The 15954-nt window shown below is 74.5% G+C and carries 13 protein-coding genes; 6 read left to right on the top strand and 7 right to left on the bottom strand.

Features of this window, described 5'->3' with window-relative positions; translation table 11 throughout:
- The 4 genes from WD250_16375 to WD250_16360 form a co-directional block, all read left to right on the top strand.
- Positions 1-402, top strand: a 402-nt coding sequence (locus tag WD250_16375) for a hypothetical protein (GenBank protein MEX2621794.1), incomplete at its 5' end; no start/stop codon positions are given.
- 1006 nt (positions 403-1408) lie between these two features.
- On the top strand, positions 1409-1903 hold the full coding sequence (locus WD250_16370) for a hypothetical protein (protein MEX2621793.1): 495 nt from the start codon (positions 1409-1411) through the stop codon (positions 1901-1903).
- An 84-nt stretch (positions 1904-1987) separates the two neighbouring features.
- Entirely contained in the window at positions 1988-2203 is a 216-nt protein-coding gene (locus WD250_16365; protein ID MEX2621792.1) for a hypothetical protein, read from the top strand.
- Positions 2204-2248: 45 nt separating this feature from the next.
- Positions 2249-4021, top strand: a complete 1773-nt coding sequence (locus tag WD250_16360) for a DUF6398 domain-containing protein (GenBank protein MEX2621791.1) — start codon at positions 2249-2251, stop codon at positions 4019-4021.
- Between the two features lie 40 nt (positions 4022-4061).
- Here WD250_16360 and WD250_16355 read toward each other — a convergent pair whose 3' ends face one another.
- The 3 genes from WD250_16355 to WD250_16345 all read right to left on the bottom strand — a co-directional run bounded on the left by WD250_16355 (position 4062) and on the right by WD250_16345 (position 8076).
- Complete coding sequence (locus WD250_16355; GenBank protein ID MEX2621790.1) at positions 4062-6521, bottom strand: SEC-C domain-containing protein; 2460 nt, start codon at positions 6519-6521, stop codon at positions 4062-4064.
- Between the two features lie 113 nt (positions 6522-6634).
- Positions 6635-7006 (bottom strand): zinc-ribbon domain-containing protein, encoded by a 372-nt coding sequence (locus tag WD250_16350; GenBank protein MEX2621789.1) that lies wholly within the window; start codon positions 7004-7006, stop codon positions 6635-6637.
- A 59-nt stretch (positions 7007-7065) separates the two neighbouring features.
- Complete coding sequence (locus WD250_16345; GenBank protein ID MEX2621788.1) at positions 7066-8076, bottom strand: hypothetical protein; 1011 nt, start codon at positions 8074-8076, stop codon at positions 7066-7068.
- Positions 8077-8267: 191 nt separating this feature from the next.
- On the opposite strand from WD250_16345, the gene WD250_16340 reads away from it, so the two are divergent.
- Both WD250_16340 and WD250_16335 read left to right on the top strand, forming a co-directional pair.
- Positions 8268-9416 (top strand): FIST N-terminal domain-containing protein, encoded by a 1149-nt coding sequence (locus tag WD250_16340; GenBank protein ID MEX2621787.1) that lies wholly within the window; start codon positions 8268-8270, stop codon positions 9414-9416.
- A 2-nt stretch (positions 9417-9418) separates the two neighbouring features.
- Entirely contained in the window at positions 9419-11740 is a 2322-nt protein-coding gene (locus tag WD250_16335) for an EAL domain-containing protein (protein MEX2621786.1), read from the top strand.
- Here the strand turns inward: WD250_16335 and WD250_16330 are convergent.
- The 4 genes from WD250_16330 to WD250_16315 form a co-directional block, all read right to left on the bottom strand.
- A complete protein-coding gene (locus WD250_16330; protein ID MEX2621785.1) occupies positions 11704-13140 on the bottom strand; it encodes a GuaB1 family IMP dehydrogenase-related protein in 1437 nt (478 codons plus the stop codon). The two genes, WD250_16335 and WD250_16330, sit on opposite strands and share 37 nt — an antisense overlap.
- A 143-nt stretch (positions 13141-13283) precedes the next feature.
- Entirely contained in the window at positions 13284-14408 is a 1125-nt protein-coding gene (gene nagA / locus WD250_16325; protein MEX2621784.1) for an N-acetylglucosamine-6-phosphate deacetylase, read from the bottom strand.
- A gap of 54 nt (positions 14409-14462) precedes the next feature.
- Positions 14463-14756, bottom strand: a complete 294-nt coding sequence (locus WD250_16320) for a DUF4333 domain-containing protein (protein ID MEX2621783.1) — start codon at positions 14754-14756, stop codon at positions 14463-14465.
- 90 nt (positions 14757-14846) lie between these two features.
- Positions 14847-15167: a sortase gene (locus WD250_16315; protein MEX2621782.1), complete on the bottom strand. Its 321-nt coding sequence runs from the start codon at positions 15165-15167 to the stop codon at positions 14847-14849.
- Positions 15168-15954 lie beyond the last annotated feature (787 nt).

Here is a 15954-nt window from a genome sequence, read left to right as displayed (position 1 = left end):
CTGGCGAACAACCCCGGTTCGGCCAAGCCCGGAGATGGCCGGTACCTGGAGTGGTCGATGGATCACATCCGGGTCGCGACCCAGGCCGTGCGCGCGGGCGAACCGGTCGTGTTGCGCCCCCTGTTCGGCTCGACGGCCAGCGGCGCTGCATGGTCTGGAAGTGGCATCGACATCGCCGTCATGATCGAGGACGCCGTGGCCGAGGACGACGTGTGGGACCGCCTGGCGCCGCCCACCTGCCGCGACGGCGCGTTCGTGCAGTGCGCCGGGGAGGCCCAGGTGTACTGGCACGGCTCGCACGCCAGCCGGCTCGACGCGCTCGTCACCGGCGTGCGTGCGGCGGTGTGCGCGGACGCCGACGCCGGACCTGCACCGGCGCGGTGTGACCGGACCAACCGGTGAGCGCAGCGGTCGGGCCGGCGGTCCACGCGCTGTTCCCCCACGCACGCGGTTACCTGGACACGGCCACGGTGGGGCTGCCGCCGAGCACCGTCGGTGAGGCGATGCGGGCCGACATCGAGGAGTGGGGGCGCGGTCAGGCCTCAGCGCACCGGTACGACGACGTGATCGACCGCTCGCGGGAGGCGTTCGCCCGCCTGGTGAGCGTGCCGGCGTCGGCGGTCGCTGTGGGCAGTCAGGTGTCGGGCTTCGTGGGGCTGCTGGCCGCGTCCCTGCCCGCCGGCGCCCGCGTGCTGTGCCCGGAGGGGGAGTTCACCTCGGTGCTGTTCCCGTTCCTCGTTCGTGAACCGGAGGGGATGGAGGTGGTCACGGCGCCGCTGGAGCACCTCGCCGACCTGGTCGACGAGGGCGGCATCGACGTGGTGGCCTTCTCGCTCGTGCAGTCGTCGGACGGGCGGGTCGCCGACGCCGAGGCCATCCGCGCTGCCGCGGCGCGCCAGGGCACCGTCACGTTCGTGGACGCCACCCAGGCCGTGGGCTGGTTGCCCGTGGACGCGCGCCGGTTCGACGTCGTGGCCGCCGGTGCGTACAAGTGGCTGCTGTCGCCCCGCGGCACGGCCTTTCTCGCGGTCGGTCCGCGACAGCTGGACCGCCTGCGGCCTTTCCACGCCGGTTGGTACGCGGGCGAGCGTCGCTGGGACAGCATCTACAGGGGCCCGCTGCGACTGGCAGGCGACGCCCGGCGATTCGACCTGTCGCCCGCGTGGCTGTGCTGGGTGGGCACCGCGGTCGCGCTCCAGCTCATCGAGGACGTCGGCGTCTGGGCGATCAACGAGCACGACGTCGGTCTGGCCAACGCCCTGCGGTCGCGGCGGACTACCTGTCCGGTCGCTCCCCAGCCCAGTAGTGCCCTCCACCTTGGCGAGGTCAGCGATCGCGCCGTTCGGGCTTATCCCCAGCCGGGAAGGTGGGCCCTTGCCGCGGTGGTCCTCGGCCGTAGGGTGCGGCGATGGACACCGCACAGGCACTCACCAACGTCCGAGCCGCCGCCGACCGCCTCGACGAGGCGCTCGCCGCGGTCACCACCGCGCAGCAGGACCTGCAGCGCGAGGCGCTCGTCGCGCTCCTGGCCGCCGAGGGCGACCACGAGCGCCAGCGCGCCGTCGTCCGCGTCCTCTACTGGGACGTGCCCGCCCTGCCCGTCAAGACGCTCGAGGCGGCCATCGGCACCGCCAGGCAGGTCCGTGAGCTCGCCGCTCCCGGCCCCCTCCTCGGCAGCTGCGAGGGCTGCGGAGCCGAGATCCTGGCCACAAGCCGCACGCAGGCGGCGCAGGGCGCGGACCGCTGCGGACCCTGCGAGACCGAACGCCGGCGCCTGGAGCGCCAGCGCCAGGAGGAGCAGTGGCGGCGCGAGGCCGAGGCGCCGCCGGGACCGGACGAGCCCGACGGGGACGGGTTCCTGCCCTGGGACGACTTCCTCGACGAGCTGCGCCGCGGCTGGTGACCTGACGGTGGGGGGGCGGCGCCGCACGTTGGGCCCGGGGTCCCGCATTGGATAGGGTTGGGCGCCGAGGTGAGGAGTCCCATCGTGTTGATGACGTCCCGCGGAATCGCGCTCATCCTGTCCGCCCTGCTCCTGTGGGGCTGTGGAGCCGACGAAGAGGCGGAATCCCCCGACGCCACGTCGGACGGCGTGGCGGGGGAGTGCACGGAGCGTGACGGCGGTTGGTTCGGTCAGCTGGACGACGGCACCCTGATCACGAGCCAGACGCAGGAGGCGTGCGAGGAACGTCTGCGCGAGTGACGGCGCGGCGCACGACCCGAGTCGGCGTGCCGGAGGCGAGGTCCGATGCCGAAGAAGAAGCACACGCGCAAGCAGCCACGTCCGCACCACCCCCCGGGTGGGCGCGCCGGCCGCCCCGCACCGGCGGCTTCGGGCGAACCCGAGTTGATCCTCGACGTCCGTGGCATGCTCGCCGTGTCCCACCCCCTGGACCTGCTCGCCTACGCCAGCAGCATGGTCGCCGCCCTCGACCCCGGACTGCAGGACCCGTTCACGCGCGCCCAGGATGACCAGCGAGCCGGCGGCCCCGACCTGCGCCACCTGGTGGAGACCTTCACCGAGGCCCGCGCCGTGGAGACGACCGCGCTGCTGATCGTGCTGGCTGAGCTGCTCGACGACGAGGTCCTCGTGCGCCGCATCCGCCGCGAGCTCGCCCTTCGGGACGACGCCCTGCCCCCCTGGTTGAGCGACCTGGGTCCGCTCACGCCCGCCCGCGCGATGGAGATGGGCCACGTCCTGGGCGACGGCGACAGCATCGCGCTGGAGATGCGCACGGGCACGGACGCGCCGCTGACCATGATGGTGTACATCGACCACAACCTCGGCACGGTCGTCAAGGACGCCTTCGTGGTACCCGCGCCGGTCGGTGCGCTCATCGACCAGTTCCTCGACGCCGCCGGCGGCGACCCCGACACGCACGTGCGCGGGCTCGACCTGGCCGACGCCCGTGTCCGGATCGGCGAGGCGGTCGAGGTCGGGGCGGTCACCTACCCGCCCTTCGAGACGGAGACCTGGCCGGCGGCGCGTCCTCTCGTCGAGTGGGCGCTCGGCCACCTGCCCGAGGGTGGCACCGGCTATCGCCGCCCCGAGTGGAGCGAGGAGGACCGGGCGGCCCTGACCGCGCGCTTCTTCGACTCGTCCGAGGGGCGGGGCCACGACGCGGAGGACCGCCACCTGTTCGCCTCGCTGCTGTGGTTCGGTTGCGACTACGGTCCCGGCGACCCGCTGCGGTGGAGCCCGACCGCTGTGGAGATCCTGCTGTCCGACTGGTTGCCGCGCAAGGTCATGGCCGACGCCGGCTTCCTGGCCCGCGCGCCGGATCTGCTGCGCAGCTTCATCCGCTTCAGCCACGCCGAGCGCGGCATACGCGAGGCCCTGACCGCCGAGACCCTTGCGGCCGTCGACCGCTGGGAGCCCGAGTACCAGCAGGCCGTCCGCTCCCCGCGTCCGCAGGGCCCCGCGGCGCTGCTCGCGGCCATGGGCGTGCTCGACGACGGCAACTCCGTCGACGACGAGACCGTCGACGCCGACCGGGCCATGCGCGCGATCCTGCGCGAGGCCGTCGGCGGCGCCGAGGCGCTGGACGCGCTCGACGCGGAGCCGCTGCCCGACGAGGAGCTCGACCTCAGCGCCGTGCCCCCCGACGTGCACGAACGGGTGACGGAGATCGCCGAGCACATCGACGCCTGCTGCGGGGCCCTGCTCGACGGCGAGTACCGCACCGCGTGCCGGCGGCTGCTGGCCGACGTCGCCGCCGCCGACCCGCAGGTCTTCCGCCGCCGCGCCCGTTCCGACACCGCCGCCGCGGCGGTGGTCTGGCTCGTGGCCAGGGCCAACGAGCGTCTGCGCGCGCAGGCGGGCGGGCTGACCGCCACCGCCCTCGGCAGGTGGTTCGGCGTGGCCGACCCGGCGCAGCGCGCGAGCACGATGCGCCGGGCGCTCGGGTTGCCGCAGGCCCGCGCCCACTCGGCCGCCCTGGGCTCGCCTCGCTACCTCGTGTCGGGGCGCCGTCTGCGAATCATCGAGTGGCGCGAGCGATTCGAGTCGCCCGGGAGCTGAGCAGCGCCCGGCGCCGTGCGGGGTGTACCGGGCGGAGGCGTCACGACAGGCCGAGCAGGCGCCGCAGCCGGCCGACGTCGAAGGTGCCCATCCCGACCGGGGTGGTGGCGGCGGCCTCCTCGAACTCGTCGAGCAGGCGCTCGAGGTCGCCGCGGCGGGTCGGGTCGTCGGCGGCCTGGCGCGGGGTCACCCCGCCCAGTGCGGGCACCGACTCGTCGACCCAGCGCTGCTCCGCCTGCTGCATGAAGGTGTCCAAGGCTTCGGCCATCCCCGCGTCGCCAGCCGGAGCGACCTCGGGTGGTGGGGCGCTGGCGCCGGCGGCGAACCGCTCGCTCGTCGGCACCCGCTGCTCGTCGAGGAGCTCCAGGTCACCCACCGCCGCGGTGATGGTGGCGACCAGCGCCTCCAGACGCGACTCGGCGTGCGTGCGGACCTCCAGGACGTCGCCGTCGAGCGCGGCGGTGCCGCGCAGCACCTGCCCGTCGTCCCCCTCGGCGAGGTCGGCCCAGTGCCCGTCGTGGGGTTCGAGGGTCTCGTCGAGTGCCGCCCCCGCGGCCTGTGGGTCGGCGACCCGGAACCACGCGACGCAGTCCACCAGGGGGTCGCCGTCGGTGGTGCGCAATTCGGGTGGTGCGTCCACGGCGGCGAGCCAGGCGGCGATGGCGACCCCGTCAGGGTCCGTGTCGAGGAGGGCCAGCAGCAGGTCGCGCAGTGTGAAGGGGATCTGCAGGACGCCGGGGGCGATGACGCACTGCTCGCCGGCCGGCAGCAGGCGGGCGAACAACAGCGTACCGGTCTCCAGCGCGTCGGCGCCGGCGCGGTCGGTGACCTGCACGCGCTCGCCGGTGGCCAGGTCGCGCAGCGCCAGGGCCCCGTCGCCCGCGGTGACCGCCGTCACCTCGTAGACGCTCGGGCGGACCCCGACCCACGAGCGGGCCAGGGCCAGCTCGTCGGCGGGCAGCAGCGGTCCCCGCTCGTCGCAGAAGTCCTCCAGCGCCTCCTCCTCGAACAGCGCGAGCTCGGTGACCAGCGGGTCGCCGAACGCGACGTCGACCCAGGCGGGGTCATCCGGGTCGCCGCCGACGCGGGCCAGTGCGACCACGGCGAGCAGGTGCCGGGACGGCGGGCGCTGGACGTACTGCGCAGCCTTGGCCAGCAGCCACGGCACCCGGGCGTCCAGCGTATGACCGTTGCGGGCGGCGCAGCAGACCTTGTACTTGCGGCCCGACCCGCACGGGCAGGGCCCGTTGCGGCCCGCTGCCGCCGGGCCCGGGGCGGCGTAGTGCTCGAGCCGCTCGACCTGCGGGTCGTCGGCCTCCACGCCGGCGCGGCGCAGCAGCGACAGCGCCCCAGGGGCGTCGCCGCGGTCCTCGGCGTACCAGGCCGCGTCGAGCAGGGCGGCGGGCGACGCCGCGTCGGCGTGCAGCGCCGCGGCCAGCGCGCGCTGCCCCGATTCGACATCGCCGGCACGCTCGGCGCACCCGGCGAGCACCAGATGGGGGCCGGGCCACGACGGCGCTCCCTGGCCCAGCAGGCCAGCCCAGCCGGCGGTGGCCGCTGCCCGCGTCTCGTCGGCCTCGGCGAGCACCCCATCGAGGAACGCCTCGGCCACCCCGTCCACCGACAGGCAGGCAGCGAGGGCTTCCACGACCTCGGGAAAGGCCGCGAGCTCCTCGGGCCCCTGTTCCAGGGTCTTCTGGAAGCCCGCTAGCGCGAGCCCCAGCGCCTCGTGGCCCTCGGCGTCCAACCCGTAGGGTCCCGCCTCGTCGTCGGCGTGTCCCCACGCGGTCCCCGGCTCGCCCACCCAGTCGCCGTAGGTCTCGAGCTCCGCTGCGTCGAGCAGGTCGGTCAGGGGCGGCAGCGGCTCGGCCAGCACGTGCGGGCGGTCCACGAGCACGGCCAACAGCAGCTGACGGGTCTCGATGGGGTCACCATCCGTGCTCTGCTCGGCGAACGCCTCGGCCAGCGCCTGGATCGCGGCGGCGGGATCGGCGAGCGTGCCGGCTGCCTGGACGTGCAGCACCCCGCCGCTCAGCCGGAAGGCGGCAGGCTCGCCGGCGTGCAGGTGGTCAAGCCACCCGGGCGGCCCCGACAGCTGCCACACGCCGAGATCCGCCTCGGGATCGCGCGCACCGCTGAGCGCGATCTCGGCGGTGCGCCCGTCAGGAAGGGGGAACGCCTCGGCGTCGGACACCAGCAGCAGTCCCAGCTCCGGCTCGACCTGCACGACCCCCGTGGCGATCTCCTGGTCGGTGAGCCGACTGGTGGCCACCGCGCCCTCGAGGGTGGCGGTCAGGCTCACCTGGCGCCCGTCGGGCAGCTCGTCGTGGTCGGCGCACTCCAGCAGCTCGTCGTCGAGGAAGGCCTCGGCGTCCTCACCCAGGTCGAACCCCTCGGCGAGCAGACGGGCGGCGAGGGCCGCCAGGTCCATGGCACCGTGGCGGCAAAGCAGCGCCCGGGCGGCGGCCTGCAGCGGGGTGAGGTCGGGCGGGGCGGGCACGGCCCGAGGCTAGCCGACGGCGATGCGGCCGCGCACTGACGTGCAGGCAGCCACTGACGGTCGCCGCACGGGGCTGATCGCGACCCTGACAGCCTGACCTGTCCCGCACCCGCTCACATCACCTGGCGGATCGCCATCCCCGCGAGGACCCCGAGCGTCCCGCCAGCCGCGAGGGCCAGGAGGTTGCCCAGCACGGTGACGACGGTGGTCTTGGGTCGCCCGCCGGCCTCGGCGGGGGCCGGTTCCGCCGCCGGGTCGGCATCTGGGTCCGCATCCGCCTCGGTCGGCTCAGCCGCGTCAGGCGACTGGGTCGGCTCCGTCGTGTCGGTGGGCTCCGTCGTGTCGGCCGTGTCGGCCGTGTCACCACGCGGCTCCGGGTCGGTCACCGGCGCGGGTGCCCCCGCCTGTGCGGCGACCGCCGTGCCGCAGTGGGGGCAGAAGCGCGCATCGGACGGCACCTCGCGGCCGCACGCGTCACAGGTCATCGGGTGCACCCCTTGGTCGGCGGGGTCGCCAGCGCTCAGCCAGGCAACCCCCACCGATGCTAGCCACCGGCCGGCCGGTCGCGCGGTCCCCCCGCCAGCGCCTCGCAGAGCACCGCCCACACCCGCTGCGGCTCGCGGGTGCCGAGCGCTGGCATGTGCCCGCAGGCCTCGTAGCCCCACGTCCACAGGTCCTCGACGCCGGCGGCCCGCGCGGACGCCACGGCGGTGCGGATGTCGTCGGCGTCCTGCGGGCCGAGCCCGAACCCCTGGATCCAGATCTGCGCGCCGATCCCGTGGGCGTCGGCGAGCCGGCGCACGCGGTCGGCGAAGGCCGACACGAACGGCTCGACGGGCTGGTCGAACACCTGCCAGTAGGGGTCGGTGGCCAGGGTGGCCAGGCCCGGCAGCGCCGCGACCGGCTCCCAGTCGCCCATCCCGCGCGGCGCCTCGGTGACCGGTAGCAGGCACACGGTGCTGGCCCCGCCCTGCGCGTGCACGTCCGCGACGAGCTCGCGGACGAACCCGACCAGCACCGCCGCACGGAACGCTGCGACCTCGGCGGTGAGCGTGTCGGGCATGTCGCCCCCGACCTGCTCGGCGAAGGCCCGGCGGCAGTGCCCGCAGCGGCACCCCCACCGGTCGGGCGCGACCGCGAATCGCTCCGGGGCGGCCCAGTGCGGCTCGTCCCAGAACACGCTGTCCGCGCCGGCCTCGACCGCGGCAGACCCCCACCGGCGCACGAAGGCCCGGAAGTCGCGGTTGCTCGGGCAGCCCGCGCCGATGCGGCGGCCGTCGCTCAGCACCTGCCCGATCTCGGGACGCTGCGCGGTGACCAGGCTCTCCGCCTCGCCGCCGAACGCGTGGCCGAGCCCCCACGGCGCGAGCTGGACGGTCAGGCCCGCGTCGTGGGAGACCCGCACGATCTCGGCGATCTGGGCACGGTAGTAGAAGAAGTCGTTCTCGCTGAACGTGTGCAGGACGCCGGTGAAGCCGCGGGCCGCCAGGTCGTCCATGTCCGCCGCGACGTGGCGCAGGATGCGGTTGCCGAAGTAGGAGACGCCGATCGCCATGCCCCAACCTAGCGCCCGGTCGGGGCGTGAGGGTCGCGTGCAGATCGGCGCTCAAGTATCGGGATGTCGGGTCGATAGGGTAAGCACGAGGTGGCATCGGTCGGGTTGCGCGCTGGTCGGCGCAGGTCCCCGGCCGCCACTGTGAGTCCCGGAGGGGATCCATGGCAACGGGTGCAGTCGGCTCTCGCTGGATGGGCACTGGCCACGCGCGGTGCACCGACGCCTTCGCGGCCGGGCGGGAGGCGGCCGGGGCCGCCCTGGAGGGGCCGGATCCGCGCCTGCTGGTGGTGTTCAGCTCGCAGGCCTACGAGCTGCCCCGCCTGCTGGAGGGCATCCGGTCGGCTGCGGGCGGCGACGTGCCACTCATCGGCTGCTCGACCGCCGGGGAGATCGCCACGGCCGGCCCCGGGGCGTCGAGCGTGGTGGTGACCGCCATCGGGGGCGAGGGCTTCTCGGTGACCACCGGGCGGGCGACCGGGGCCTCGGATCGCCTGCGTGACGCCAGCGCCGAGGCCGCGGCCTGCGCCCGCGAGAACGTCGGCCGGGCCCACGAGGTCCTGATGATCCTGACCGACGGCCTCGGTGGGGACCAGCAGGAGGTCGTCCGGGGCGCCTACGCCGCGGTCGGCGCCCGGGTGCCGCTCGTGGGGGGCTGCGCCGGTGACGACCTGCGGATGCAGCGCACCTTCCAGATGCACGGGTCAGCGGTCCTGCAGGACGCGGTCGTCTGCGCGTCGATCACCTCCGACGCGCCGATCGGCATCGGCGTCCAGCACGGCTGGCAGCCGGTCGGGGAGCCGTTCGTGGTGACCGACAGCGCCAGCAACCGCATCTTCACCCTGAACGGGCAGCCGGCCCTCGACGTCTACCTGGATCGGCTCAGCCCGCCCGCGGAGGTCGCACGCGACCCCGGCGCCTTCACGCGCTTCGCCCTCACCCATCCCCTCGGCATCAGGCGCCGCACCAGCGCCGAGGTGCGCTTCATCGCCGAGGCGGACTTCACGGATCGGTCGCTGGGTTGCATCGCCGAGGTCCCCACCGGGGGACTGGCCTGGATCATGGAGGGCGACGAGGACTCGGTCCTGGCGGCGACGGACCGCGCGTGCACGAGCGCGCTGGCGGCGCTGGCGGGCGCCGCGCCCATCGGCCTGCTGGCCTTCGACTGCATCGCGCGTCGCGGGGTGCTCGGCGAGGAGGGGATCAGCATGGAGGTGGAGCGCGTCGCCAAGCACGCCGGCGGCGCCCCGGTCGCGGGGTTCTACACCTACGGTGAGATCGCCCGCACCCGGGGCAGCAACGGCTTCCACAACCAGACGCTGGTCGTCCTGGCGTTGGCCTAGCCATGCCGGCCTGGTCGACCTACCATCTCGCCGAGTTCCTCGCGGCTGTCTCCTCGGCGGAGACCCCGCAGGCCGCCATCGCGGTCGGCGTGGAGCGCATCGCCGAGTCGTTCGACGCGGAGGTGTGCGCCTACCGCAGCGCCGAGGGCGTCGCGGCGGCGGTCGGGTTCCCGCCGGGACGTGTGCCCGTGGCCGCGCTGCTGGCTGCCCCGGATGACGACTGGTCCACGCTCGAGCTGCCCGGCCTCGGGGCCTGCCCTGGCGTGTCGGTCCCGGTCGGCTCGGATCTGGGGACCTCCATCGTGCTCGTCCGCATCGACGAGCCGATCACCACCGAGGAGAGCACCATGCTGCGGGGCATGGCCCGGGTGCTGGGGCTGACCCTTCGGACGCTCGGTGCGCTGGACAGCGAACGGGCGTTGCGCCTCCAGCAGGAGCTGCAGGCGGTGGAGAACCAGCGCCTGCTCGCCGGTGTCCGTGAGCGCCAGACGCTGCTGGAGCGGCTGTCCGGTGTGCAGCACGCCATCCTCATGCAGGCGCCCCGCCAGGACGTGCTCGACCTGATCACCGAAGGGGTGGCGGCGTTGCTCGGCGACGAGATGGTCGGCCTGCGGCTCGTGGACCCCGACGACGCCGACGTGGTGACGCTCGAGGCCTCCCACGGCCTCTCGCCGGAGCAGTGGCGGGCCGTGCGGCGCACGTCGGTCGAGGCGGGGACCGGCGGCCAGGCCATCATCCAGGGTCGGCTGATCATCTCGACGGACTACGCCAGCGACGCGGCCGCCATCGGCCAGTTCGTGGCCAGCGGCATCGTGGCCACCATGGCCACGCCGGTGCGCGAGAGCGGCATGGTCGTCGGCAGCCTGGTGGTCGCGTCGTCGCGCGCGGGCCGGGTGTTCACCGCCCGCGACGAGGAGATCCTCGACGCCTTCGCCGCGCACGTGAGCCTCGCCCTCACCGACCTGCGCACCCGGGAGGTCATGAACCGCGCCCTGGACGACGCGGTGCACCAGGCGCTCCACGACCCCCTCACCGGTCTGCCCAACCGCTCCCTCTTCGTCGACCGGCTGACGCAGGCGCTGGAGCGCGCCAGGCGCCAGGACACCCACGCCGCGGTGTTCTTCATCGACCTGGACAACTTCAAGCTCATCAACGACAGCTCCGGGCACGCCCGGGGCGACGAGCTGCTGCGGGCGGTCGCCGCACGGCTCGCGGACTGCGTGCGCACCACCGACACCGTGGCGCGGTTCGGCGGCGACGAGTTCGCCATCGTCATCGAGGACGTCCCCGATCTGGCCCACGCCGAGGAGACGGCGCAACGGCTGCTCGAGGCGTTCACCGACCCCCTCGTGCTCGGGGGCGACCCGGTCACCGTCGGTGCCAGCATCGGTGTCGTCGTGACCCGGGGCCAGGCCCACGCCGACGAGCTGCTGCTCAACGCCGACGTGGCGATGTACCACGCCAAGACCCTCGGCAAGGGGCAGTGGTCGGTGTTCCGCCCGGAGATGCACACCGTGCTGCTCGACGGCATCGAGCTCGAGGCGACCTTGCGGGGCGCCATCGAGCGCGACCAGCTGCATCTGGTGTACCAGCCCATCGTCGAGCTCGACGGCGGGGCGACCGTCGGCGTCGAGGCGCTGCTGCGGTGGACGCATCCGACCCGGGGTCCGATCCCGCCCGACGAGTTCATCCCGCTGGCCGAGGAGACCGGCCTCATCATGGAGATCGGCCGGTGGGTCCTCGAGCGCGCGTGCCGGGATGTGCGGAGCTGGCGCGTGCCGGGCACGGGCGCGCCCCTGGCCCTCACCGTGAACGTGTCGGCACGCCAGATGCACGACGACACGCTGGTGGGCCACCTGCGCCAGGTGCTGCAGGCCCACGACTTCAGCGCGTCGCGGTTGACCCTGGAGGTCACCGAGAGCGTCTTCATCGACCAGGCCGAGCTGGCCGGTCAGTGGCTGGCCGAGCTCAAGGGCGTCGGCGTGCGCGTGGCCCTCGACGACTTCGGGACGGGCTACTCGTCGCTGAGCTACCTGCAGCGCTTCCCGATCGACGTCGTGAAGATCGACAAGTCCTTCGTCGACGGGCTGGCGTCGGACGCCGCCGACGCCAAGCTCGTCGAAGCCATCGTGAACCTCTCCCAGGCCCTGGCCCTGATGACCGTGGCGGAGGGCGTGGAGACCGACGAGCAGCGGTGCCGCCTGGTCGAGCTCGGCTGCGCCCTCGGCCAGGGCTTCTACTTCGCCCGCCCCATGCCCGTGGCGGATATCCGGCGGTACCTCGACGGTCACCAGCTGGAGCGGAGCGGCTCCCCCTCGCGGTAGCCCGCGGCGCTCTGGACACCGAGCACCGCCTGCTCGTGGAAGCTCGCGAGGTCGGGCACGCCGACGTAGGAGCAGGCGCTGCGCAGCCCCGCGACGATCTCGTCGAGCAGGTCCTCCACCCCGGGCCGGTCGGCGTCGAGGTACATGCGGCCCGAGGAGATGCCCTCCTCGAAGAGCGCCTTGCGGGCGCGGTCGAAGGCGTCGTCGCCGGCGGTGCGCTTCTGGACCGCCCGCGCCGAGGCCATCCCGAAGCTGACCTTGTAGGGCCGCCCGTCGGCGTCGTGCTCGATGTCGGCCGGCGACTCGTAGGTGCCGGCGAACCACGACCCGATCATGACGTTGCTCGCGCCGGCGGCCAGGGCCAGGGCGACGTCGCGGGGCCGGCGCACCCCGCCGTCGGCCCAGACGTGCCGGCCGAGACGGCGAGCCTCGGTCGCGCACTCCAGCACCGCGGACAGCTGGGGGCGTCCCACCCCGGTCTGCAGCCGCGTGGTGCACATCGCCCCCGGCCCGACGCCCACCTTGACGATGTCGGCGCCGGCGTCCGCCAGGTCGCGCACGCCCTGGGCGGTGACGACGTTGCCGGCCACGACCGGCACGCCCGGGTCCAACCCCTGCACCGTGGCCAGCGCCTCCAGCATGCGCTCCTGGTGGCCGTGGGCGGTGTCGACGACGAGCACGTCCACGCCGGCCTTCAGCAGGGCCTTGGCCCGGCCGGCGACGTCGCCGCTGATGCCCACGGTCGCCGCGAGCCGCAACCGCCCCGCCGCGTCCTGGGCCGGCCGGTACAGCGTGGACCGCACCGCGCCCTTGCGCGTCAGCAGGCCGACGAGCCGGCCCTCGACGTCCACGACAGGCGCGAGCCGGCGCCTGGCCTCCTGCAGCGTGGCGTACGCCGCCTGGGGGTCCGTGGTGTCGGGCAGGGTGACGAGCTCGGCGGACATCACCTGGCGCAGCTGGGCGAAGCGGTCCACGTCGGTGCAGTCGTTGGGCGTGACGACGCCGAGCGGCCGGTCGTCCTCGACGACGATGACCGCGCCGTGCGCGCGTTTGGGCAGCAGGTTCAGCGCCTCGCCGACCGTGTCGGTGGGGGCCATGGTCAGCGGGGTCTCGAACACGGGATGGCGCGACTTCACCCACGCGGCCACGTCCGCGACGATCTCCGGGGGGATGTCCTGGGGGATGACCGCCAGCCCGCCGCGGCGGGCGACCGTCTCGGCCATCCGCCGGCCGGCGACGGCGGTCATGTTCGCCACGACCACGGGCGTGGTGGTGCCGCTGCCGTCAGCGGTGGCCAGGTCCACGTGCAGGCGCGACCCGACCCCCGATCGCCCGGGCACCAGGAACACGTCCTCGAAGGTGAGGTCATGCGGCGGTTCGCGGTCGTGGAGGAAACGCACGGGGGTCCTGCTCCTAGAGGGCGGGGGGAACCCGCGTCGAGACGGACAGCTGCGGTCCCCGCGTACGCTACCGCTGGGGGGCCCGTGGGTGCCCGGTGGGGCCCGTGGGGGCTCGCTGGTGACCGGTGCGCCGCCGGCTGTGCTCAGGGCGCGGCGCGTTCGATCCCGGCGACCAGGGTCCTGGTCACGTGCAGCGTGTCGTCGAGCACGGCGACGTCGGCGGGGGTGCCCGGACGCAGCGTGCCGAGCTCGGGCCGTCCGGCCAGGCCGGCGGGCACCCGGGTGGCGGCGTCGACGGCATCGGCCACCGGGAGGCCGAGGTCGACGAGGTTGCGTACGGCCGCATCCATCGTGAGCACGCTGCCGGCCAGCGTGCCGCCGGCCGGCGCGGTCTCGGCCAGGCGGGCCGCGCCGTCCGCGACGTCGACCGTGCGGTCGCCGAGGCGGTAGCGGCCGGCGGGCATGCCGGCCGCCTCGATCGCGTCGGTCACCAGCGCGAAGCGCCGGTGGGCGAGCCGGACGGCGGCCAGGACGGTCTCGGGCGCCAGGTGCACGCCGTCCACGACGGCCTGCACGACCACGTCGCGGCGGACAAGCGCCACCCCCGCCAGGCCCGGGTCGCGCGCCTGCCAGCGCCGCTGGGCGTTGTGGATGTGGGTGATGGCCCGCGCCCCCCGGTCGAAGGCCGCGTGGGCCGTGGCCGCGTCGGCTGCCGAGTGGCCGAGGGCCACGACCACGCCGCGCCGTACGAGATGCTCGACGAGCTCCAGGCCGCCGCGGCGCTCTGGGGCCACGGTCATGGCCGTGACCGGCCCCTGCTCGCACAGCCGCTGCGCCCTCCCGACATCGGGCTCGACGAGGTGGGCGGGATCGTGGGCGCCGGCGAACTCCGGTGCGAGGAAGGGGCCTTCGAGGTGTACCCCGAGCAGGCGCGGGGCCTGCAGCGACGCCTGCGCGGCGGCCGCCGCGGGCAGCGCGGCCGCGTACGTCTCGGTCGGCGAGGAGACGAAGGTGGGCTGGAAGGCGGTCACCCCGCAGGCCAGCAGCGCCTCGCCGGCAGCGTGGTAGCCGGCGGTGTCGGCGGCGAGGAAGTCCGTCCCGGCGAAGCCGTTGACCTGCAGGTCGACGAAGCCGGGGACGGCCAGCCCCCGGCCGCTGCCCGACAGGCCGACCTGCCGGACCAGCCCGTCCGCAGTCGCCACGTCGCCGCGGACCAGCTGCCCGTCGACGAGGGCGGCGGCCACCCCCAGGCGCCGTGCCCGGCTCACGCCGCGCTCAGCCCGACCCGGCGCAGCGGTCCGGCTGGCACGGCGACCGAGGTGCTACAGCTCGTCGGTGAGCTCGAGGTCGAAGTTGACCGTGCCGTCCTCGACCTCGGACGTCGTCACCGTCATCTCGAAGGACTGGCCCTCGGAGGTCAGGACGCACGTGATCGTGGCGTTGAGCTCCGCCGGCAGGTCCTCGTCGCACTCCACGGAGTCGACCGGGAACTGCTCCGCGAACTGGGTCCGGGCCTCGTCCTCGATCTCGCTGGCGCTCACGGCACCGCCGCCACAGGCGGCCAGCAGGCCGGCGACGGCTGCCAGGGCGACGAACCGAACAGCGTGATGGGTCATGACCGGCCTCCGAGTGTGTCCTGGGTCGAGCAGGGCGCCCCGCGTGCGCTCTGCGGCTAACGGCCACAGTCTAGCGGAATCGTGGGCCGGTCAGCCCGTGCGGACCCCGAACACGATGATGTTGTCGAGGTGGCGTCCCTGGCTGCGGTCGAATGGGCCCCCGCAGGTGATGATCCGCACCTCCGGGCGGGCGGTGTTGCCGTAGACGCGCTCGCTGGGGAAGGCGTCCTTGCGGTGCTGCTCGAGTCGCTCGACGGCGAACCGCACGACGGATCCGTCGTCGTGGTGGACCTCGACGACGTCGCCCGCGACGAGCTCGTGCAGCCGGGCGAAGACCCCCGGCACCCCGTGCCAGAAGTTGTGTCCGACGAGCACCGCAGGACCGGTCTCGCCGGGCCGCCGGTGTACCACCCGGCCGAGGGCGCGGAGTCGGGCACGACCAGAGTGCGGTCCGGGTGCAGCCCCACCGGCGTGAGCGTGGCGTCCACGCCGATGAGGGGCACGGTGATGCGCACGGGCTCGGCAGGTGCCGGGTGAGGGGGTGGCGGTCGAGGAACCCGCTCGGGTTGGTCCGCCCGTGCCGGCGGGGCGACCGACGCCGGCTCCGGGGCCGGCGGGGGCTCGGGCTTTGGCGGGGGTTGGGGGTTTGGCGGGGGTTGGGGTGCTGGCGGGGGTTCGGGTGCTGGCGCTTCCGCCGCGGTCGCGGCGGCCTCCCACGGCGGTGCGTGCGTGCCGGTCTTGCCGGCGGCGGCCTCGGTCGTCGCCGACTGCGCGGCCCAGGCGGCGAGGACCAGGGAGAGCCCGCCCACCAGGAGACCGGCCCGGGTCAGTCTAGTTGACCAGCTCATGGGGCCCCCTCAGGGCGCTGGGCACGGCGTACGGCGAGCCCCTGGCGGACCCGCCGTGCACCACTGCGGAGCGGGTCCGGCGAGTCCGCCACGTCAGGGCGATGGCGATGGTCGTGATTATCGCAGGCGGGCCAGGGTTGGTCGAGCCTGTGCCTCGCTGTCCCACGAAGCAGCGGAAATCCACAGTCAGCGCGTGTAGATGCTTGACAACAGTCTCCAGAGCGTGGCATCATGGGAACATGCGTTCGAGTCCAGCGTCGTCGAGTCCCCCACGGGACGGTCACGGCCCCACGCGGGGCCGGCGACCCCACCGCGGCGCGCCCCCCCCCCCCCCCCCCCGGGGCCCCCCC

Source organism: Egibacteraceae bacterium (assembly GCA_040905805.1).
Taxonomy (GTDB): Bacteria; Actinomycetota; Nitriliruptoria; order Euzebyales; family Egibacteraceae; genus DATLGH01.
The sequence above is the reverse complement of the archived record's forward strand: the minus strand, read 5'-3'. Positions and strand labels throughout refer to the sequence as shown.

Bases quoted from the DNA above. Each gene is read 5' to 3' on its own strand.
- WD250_16370 (MEX2621793.1), top strand. From the start codon at position 1,409: ATGGACACCGCACAGGCACTCACCAACGTCCGAGCCGCCGCCGACCGC.
- WD250_16360 (MEX2621791.1), top strand. From the start codon at position 2,249: ATGCCGAAGAAGAAGCACACGCGCAAGCAGCCACGTCCGCACCACCCC.
- WD250_16350 (MEX2621789.1), bottom strand. From the start codon at position 7,006: ATGACCTGTGACGCGTGCGGCCGCGAGGTGCCGTCCGATGCGCGCTTC.
- WD250_16345 (MEX2621788.1), bottom strand. From the start codon at position 8,076: ATGGCGATCGGCGTCTCCTACTTCGGCAACCGCATCCTGCGCCACGTC.
- WD250_16340 (MEX2621787.1), top strand. From the start codon at position 8,268: ATGGGCACTGGCCACGCGCGGTGCACCGACGCCTTCGCGGCCGGGCGG.
- WD250_16335 (MEX2621786.1), top strand. From the start codon at position 9,419: ATGCCGGCCTGGTCGACCTACCATCTCGCCGAGTTCCTCGCGGCTGTC.
- WD250_16320 (MEX2621783.1), bottom strand. From the start codon at position 14,756: ATGACCCATCACGCTGTTCGGTTCGTCGCCCTGGCAGCCGTCGCCGGC.